We start from the raw sequence: 6,023 nt of genomic DNA on the forward strand, positions 1-6,023 counted from the left end.
ACGGCGGCGGCCGGGCCCGCGGGCGCCGGGTAGGACGGCGGTGCGGCGGGCGCCGCGGGGGCGGCGGCCGCGGCCGGCTCGTCGACCGTCACGCCGAAGTCGGTGGCGATGCCCGCCAGCCCGTTCGCATACCCCTGGCCGACCGCCCGGACCTTCCACGCCCCGCCGCGCCGGTAGATCTCCACGACCACCAGCGCGGTCTCCGCGCCCAGCCGCGGCGGGGTGAACGTCGCGATGACCGGCCCGCCGTCGGCGCCGCGCACGGTGGCGGTCGGCTCGGTGCCCGCGAAGGTCGCGCCGGGCGCGTCCAGGCTCGCGGTGATCACCACCTTGTCGATCGCGGGCGGCACGGCGGCGGTGTCCACCGTGATCGTGTCGCCCGCGCCGCCCGCGCCCGCGCGGTGCGCCACGCCCGGCCCGGTCGGCTGGTTGTAGAAGACGAAGTCGTCGTCGGAGCGCACCTTGCCGCTCGCGGTCAGCAGCAGGCCCGACACGTCCAGCCGCACGGGCGCGGTGACGTCCACCGCCACGCGCGCGACGGGGAGCGGAAGATTCGAGCCGGGTGTCATAGCGGTCATGCCCGGAATAACGAGCGGGGAGGCTTTACGGTTCCATTAACGAGCGCGCTGGGACGGCGCAGCCGGTGGCCGGAAAGTCCGGGAAGCAGTCTTCTCCGGTGGCCGGATCCCGGCGAGGGTGAGAGTGCACACCGTTGCTACTACAGGGGGAAACGGGAGTGAACGACCAGATATTCCGGGGGAATCCACGCGTCGACGCGCGGCCGCACTCGGCCCGCGTCTACGACTACCTCCTCGGCGGCAAGACCCACTACACGGCCGACACGCAGGCCGCCGAGCAGCTTCTCGCCACCTGGCCCGGCGCCCGGACCAGCGCCCGCGCCAACCGGCGGTTCATGCGGCGCGTCACCCGGGTGCTCGCCGCGGAGGAGGGCATCCGGCAGTTCCTCGACCTCGGCTCCGGCCTGCCCGCCGAGCCGAACCTGCACCAGGTCGCCCAGGCCGCCGCGCCCGGGGCCCGGGTGCTGTACGCCGACAACGACCCGATCGTGCTGACCTACGCCGAGGCCCTGCTCACCGGCACCCGCGAGGGCCGCGTCGGATACCTGCGGGCCGACCTGCGGCAGCCGGAGACCGTTGTCACCGCTCCCGAGTTGCACCACATTCTGGACATGCGCCGTCCGGTGGCGCTGTGCCTGCTCGCGGTGCTGCACCTGGTGGCGGACGAGGACGACCCGTACGCCGCCGTCGCCGCCCTGGTCGACGCCCTGGCCCCGGGCAGCGTCGTCGTCATCACGCACCCGACCCCGGACTTCGCACCGCGCGTGTGGAAGGAGTTGGACGCCGCGTGCCCGACCGGGGTGCTGGGCACGGCGCGGACCGAGGCCGAGGTCAAACGGTTCTTCACCGGGCTCGACCTGCTCGGCCCGGGCCTGGTGCCCGCGCACCGCTGGCGGCCGGACGACCCGGACCCGGCCGGTGCCGCCGACCCGGCCGGTGCGACGGACGCGGACGTGTCTTTGTACGCGGGGGTGGCCCGCAAGGCCGGCTGACGCGCGCGCCGAGACGGGAAGGCGCCCGCGGCCCGGCGCCTTCCCGCGGCCGCCCGCCGCCCGCCGCCGGGTGGAGCCGGGCGTGGCCGTCCGGGGCCGGGCGAGGCCGGGCGAGGGCGTCCGGGCGGACGGGCCCGCCTCATCCGGTCGGAACCGCTCTCGCGTCCGCCGCCGCCCGCCCGTACAGTGATCACGGGTGGACCGAAAGCGCCGTCCAGCGGTCGTAGTTGAGCAATCTGCGACCCCGCGCGTGTGCGCCGTCCTAAGCTGTGCTGGCGGCAACCACGGCATGGAACGGGCCGGTCGGCAGGCCACCGGCTCTCCGGCCCGTCTCCCCGACGCAGAACAGGAGTTGCCATGGGGCGCAAGCGCGGTCGCCACCGCCGCCGCAAGGACCGGACGCTGCCGGTCGGCACCGCGGTGATCCTGGCGTCCGCCGTGGCGGGCGTCTACGTGACGGTCGCGCCGGGCGGTGCGAGCGCCGCCGCCCGCACCGTGTACGTGTCCCCCCGCGGCAGCGACGGCGGCGCCGGCACGCGCGCGGCGCCGTACCGCACCCTGGAGAAGGCGCTCGCGGCCGCGGAACCCGGCGTCACCATCGAGGTGCGCGGCGGCACGTACCAGCCCGCGCGACCCCTGCGCGGCGCGGTCAGCGGCACGGCCGACCGGCGGGTGCGGCTGCGCGCGTACGGCTCGGAGCGGGTCGCGGTCGACGGGTCCCGGCTGCCGCCCGGCTCCGCCCTGCTGTCGCTGAGCGCCGACTACTGGACCGTCTCCGGCCTGGAGTTCCGCGCCGCGCCCGGCCGCGGGGTCGTGTGCACCTCCTGCACCGGCGCGGTCTTCTCCGACCTGGACGTGCACGGCAACGGCGGCGCGGGCCTGACCCTGCGCGGCCGCGGCAGCGACCGCAACCTGGTGCGCAACCTGGACTCCTACGACAACCACGACGACGCCGAGCACGGCCGCGACGCCGACGGCCTGGCGATCGCCTGCGGTTCGGGCCGCGGCAACCGCGTCGTCGGCGCCCGGCTCTACGGCAACAGCGACGACGGCGTGGACATCAGGAGCTGGGACGGCGCGGTCGCCATCGAGCGCACCTGGGCGTACGGCAACGGCCGCGGTCCCCGCCCCGTCCCCGGCGGCGGCGACGGCTTCCACCTGGGCGACGGCACCGCCCGTACGGCCGACACCCGCCAGGGCCGCGCCACCCCTGCCGCCGGCGCCGCGGCCTCCGCGCACGCCGTCACCGACTCCGCCGCCTGGGGCAACGCCGGGAGCGGCTTCGCCGCCAGCGGCGACCCCGGCACGGTCCTGCTGCGCCGCACCACCGCCTACGCCAACCGCCGCTACGGCTACGACTTCCCGTTCGCGCGGGCGCGGCTCGCGGACAACCTCGCCGCGGCCAACGGCAGTGGCAAGGCCCGCGTCGGCGGCCTGGCCGTCAGCCAGCGCGACAACTGGAACCCGGGCGTGCCGACCCCGTCCTTCGTCACCACCGACGCCGCCGGGGTGAGCGGCGAGCGGCGGCCGGGTGGCGCGCTGCCGGCCACCGCCTTCCTCGTCGTGGCCGACGGCAGCGGCATCGGCTCGCCGATGACCGCCCGCGGCCCGGCTCTCGAACTGCGGGGTGCGATATCCACTCCGTGAGCTCTTAACACGGCGTAAACCTGTGCCGGGCCGCCAGTGGGCACAATCCCAACCTGTTCCGCGCGCCCGTGCGCCTGCCGCACACCGCCGTGCGCCCGCGCACGCCCCGCGACACGCCCGCACCCGCCGTACCCCGAGGAGCCCCACGCCATGACCGGACAGGCCACCGGCACGGCCACCGTGCCGACCGCCCCGCCCCGCAACCCGGTAGACCGCTACTTCCGCATCTCCGCGCGCGGTTCGACCTTCGGCCGGGAGATACGCGGCGGCCTCGCCACGTTCTTCACCATGGCGTACATCCTCGTGCTCAACCCCCTCATCCTCGGCGGCGCGAAGGACAAGTTCGGCGACCAGCTCTCCGGCCCGCAACTGGCCACCGCCACCGCCCTGGTGGCCGCGGTGATGACCGTCCTCATGGGCCTGGTCGGCAACCTGCCGCTCGCGCTCGCCGCGGGCCTGGGCCTCAACGCCGTCGTCGCCTACCAGATAGCCCCGGAGATGAGCTGGCCCGACGCCATGGGCCTGGTGGTCGTGGAGGGGCTGATCATCTGCCTGCTGGTGACCACCGGCCTGCGGGAGGCGGTGATGCACGCCATCCCGCAGCCGCTGAAGCAGGCGATCAGCGTGGGCATCGGCCTGTTCATCGCCTTTATCGGCTTCATCGACGCCGGCTTCGTCCGCCGCATCCCCGGCGACACCGGGTCCGTGCCCGTCGAGCTGGGCACCGGCGGCCGGCTCGCCGGCTGGCCCGTCCTGGTCTTCAGCCTCGGCGTGCTGCTGACCGTGGCCCTGATGGCGCGCGGGGTGCGGGGCGCCCTGCTCATCAGCATCGTGGCGATGACCGCGGTGGCGATCGCCGTCAACGAGGCCGTCGACATCAGGCCCGAGGCGTGGGGGCTGACCGTGCCGAAGGTGCCCGACGACGTGGTGGCGGCGCCCGACTTCGGCCTCGTCGGCTCCTTCAGCGTGTTCGGCGCCTTCCAGGAGGCCGGCGTGGTCACGCTCGTCCTGCTGATCTTCACGCTGATCCTGTCGGACTTCTTCGACACCATGGGCACGGTCGTGGGCGTCAGCAGCGAGGCCGGACTGCTCGACGCGCGCGGCAACGTGCCCGGGCTCGGCCGGGTGCTGCTGGTCGACGGCCTCGCGGCGGCGGCCGGCGGCGCCGCGTCCGCCTCCTCCAACACCAGCTACATCGAGTCCGCCGCGGGCGTCGGCGAGGGCGCGCGGACCGGGTTCGCCAGCGTGGTCACCGGCGCCCTCTTCGGCGTCGCGCTGTTCCTGACCCCGCTGGCCACCGTCGTGCCCGCCCAGGCCGCCGCCCCGGCCCTGGTGGCCGTCGGCTTCCTGCTGATGAGCCAGGTGCGGCACATCGAGTGGGAGCGGTACGACATCGCCGTACCCGCCTTCCTGACGATCGCCCTCATGCCGTTCACGTACTCGATCACCAACGGGATCGGGGCCGGCTTCGTGTCGTACGTCGTGATCAAGACCGTGCTGGGCAAGGCCCGCGAGGTGCACCCGCTGCTGTGGGGGACCGCCGCGCTGTTCCTGGTGTACTTCGCCATCGACCCGCTCCAGCACTGGCTCACCTGACGTGCGCCGGGCCGCCGCCGGGGCGGGGCGGCGGCCCGCGCGTGCCGCCGCTGCCGCCCCGCGCGGGGCGATAAGCGATGGACGGACGGGCGGCCGCCTCCCATAGTGAGCTGCATGGAGCATCTGGGAGGCGCCGAGTTCGCGCCGCAGACGACGTATCTCAACACCGCCTCCGGGGGCCTGCTGCCCGCGCGGTCCGCGGCCGCCCTCTCGGCGGCCCTCGCCGACTCGGCCACCAGGGGCACGTACGCCGACGCGGCCTTCGAGGACATCGAGGCCGCCCGCGCCGCGTACGCCCGGCTGGCCGGCGTGCCCGTCCGCCGGGTCGCGGCCGGCGCGTCGGTGGCGGTGTACGCGGGGCTCATCGCGTCCTCGCTGCCGCCGGGCGCGGAAGTCCTGGTCGCGGACGGCGACTTCAGCTCCCTGGTGAACCCCTTCTACGTGCGCGGCGACCTGAAGGTGCGCAGCGTGCCGCTGGCGGACCTGGCCGCCTCCGTGCGCCCCGGCACCGCGCTCGTCGCCGTCAGCGCAGCCCAGTCGGCGAACGGCCGGATCGCCGACCTGCCGGCCCTCACGGCGGCCGCCCGCGCGCACGGCGCCCGCACACTGCTGGACGTCAGCCAGTCCGCGGGCTGGCTGCCGCTGGACGCCTCGGCGGTGGACTTCACGGTGTGCGTGGCCTACAAGTGGCTGCTGTGCCCGCGCGGGGTGGCCTTCCTGACGGTCCCGGACGACCTGGGCGCGCTCACGCCCGTCTTCGCGGGCTGGGTCGCGGGCGAGAAGCCGTGGGACAGCACCTACGGCCCGGTCCTGGAGCTGGCGCACTCGGCCCGCCGCTACGACGAGAGCCCCGCCCTGTTCGCGTACATCGCCGCCCGGCAGTCCCTGGCGCTGATCGAGGAGGTGGGCGTGGCGGCGATCGCCGCGCACGACGTGGCGCTGGCCGAGCGCTTCCGGGCCGGGGTCGCGGAGCTGGGGTACGAGGCGGTGCCCGCGCCGGGCTCGGCGATCGTCTCCGTGCCCGGCCTCGACCACGCGGCGGGCCCGCTCGCCGCGGCGGACGTGCTCGTCTCCGCCCGCGCGGGAAACCTGCGCGCCTCCTTCCACCTGTACAACACCCCCGCCGACGTGGACCGCCTGCTGGACGTGCTCTCGGGCCTGGTCGTACGGGCGTGAGGGCCCGCGCCGTACGCGCGTGAGGCCGCCGCCG

General features: G+C 75.4%; 5 protein-coding genes. 4 read left to right on the forward strand and 1 reads right to left on the reverse strand.

The window, feature by feature from the left end; genetic code table 11:
• On the reverse strand, window positions 1-569 hold a 569-nt coding region (locus tag RKE29_RS27230), incomplete at its 3' end, for a TerD family protein (RefSeq protein WP_312008329.1).
• Between the two features lie 167 nt (window positions 570-736).
• Between RKE29_RS27230 and RKE29_RS27235 the strand changes: the two genes are divergently transcribed.
• The 4 genes from RKE29_RS27235 (at window position 737) to RKE29_RS27250 (ending at window position 5,989) form a co-directional block, all read left to right on the forward strand.
• A complete protein-coding gene (locus RKE29_RS27235) occupies window positions 737-1,570 on the forward strand; it encodes an SAM-dependent methyltransferase (RefSeq protein WP_312008325.1) in 834 nt (277 codons plus the stop codon).
• 357 nt (window positions 1,571-1,927) lie between these two features.
• Window positions 1,928-3,217: a right-handed parallel beta-helix repeat-containing protein gene (locus RKE29_RS27240; RefSeq protein ID WP_312008326.1), complete on the forward strand. Its 1,290-nt coding sequence runs from the start codon at window positions 1,928-1,930 to the stop codon at window positions 3,215-3,217.
• A 150-nt stretch (window positions 3,218-3,367) separates the two neighbouring features.
• A complete protein-coding gene (locus RKE29_RS27245; protein WP_312008327.1) occupies window positions 3,368-4,813 on the forward strand; it encodes an NCS2 family permease in 1,446 nt (481 codons plus the stop codon).
• 114 nt (window positions 4,814-4,927) lie between these two features.
• A complete protein-coding gene (locus RKE29_RS27250) occupies window positions 4,928-5,989 on the forward strand; it encodes an aminotransferase class V-fold PLP-dependent enzyme (RefSeq protein ID WP_312008328.1) in 1,062 nt (353 codons plus the stop codon).
• The last annotated feature ends 34 nt before the right edge of the window (window positions 5,990-6,023 follow it).

The organism is Streptomyces sp. B1866, assembly GCF_031932565.1.
GTDB lineage: Bacteria > Actinomycetota > Actinomycetes > Streptomycetales > Streptomycetaceae > Streptomyces.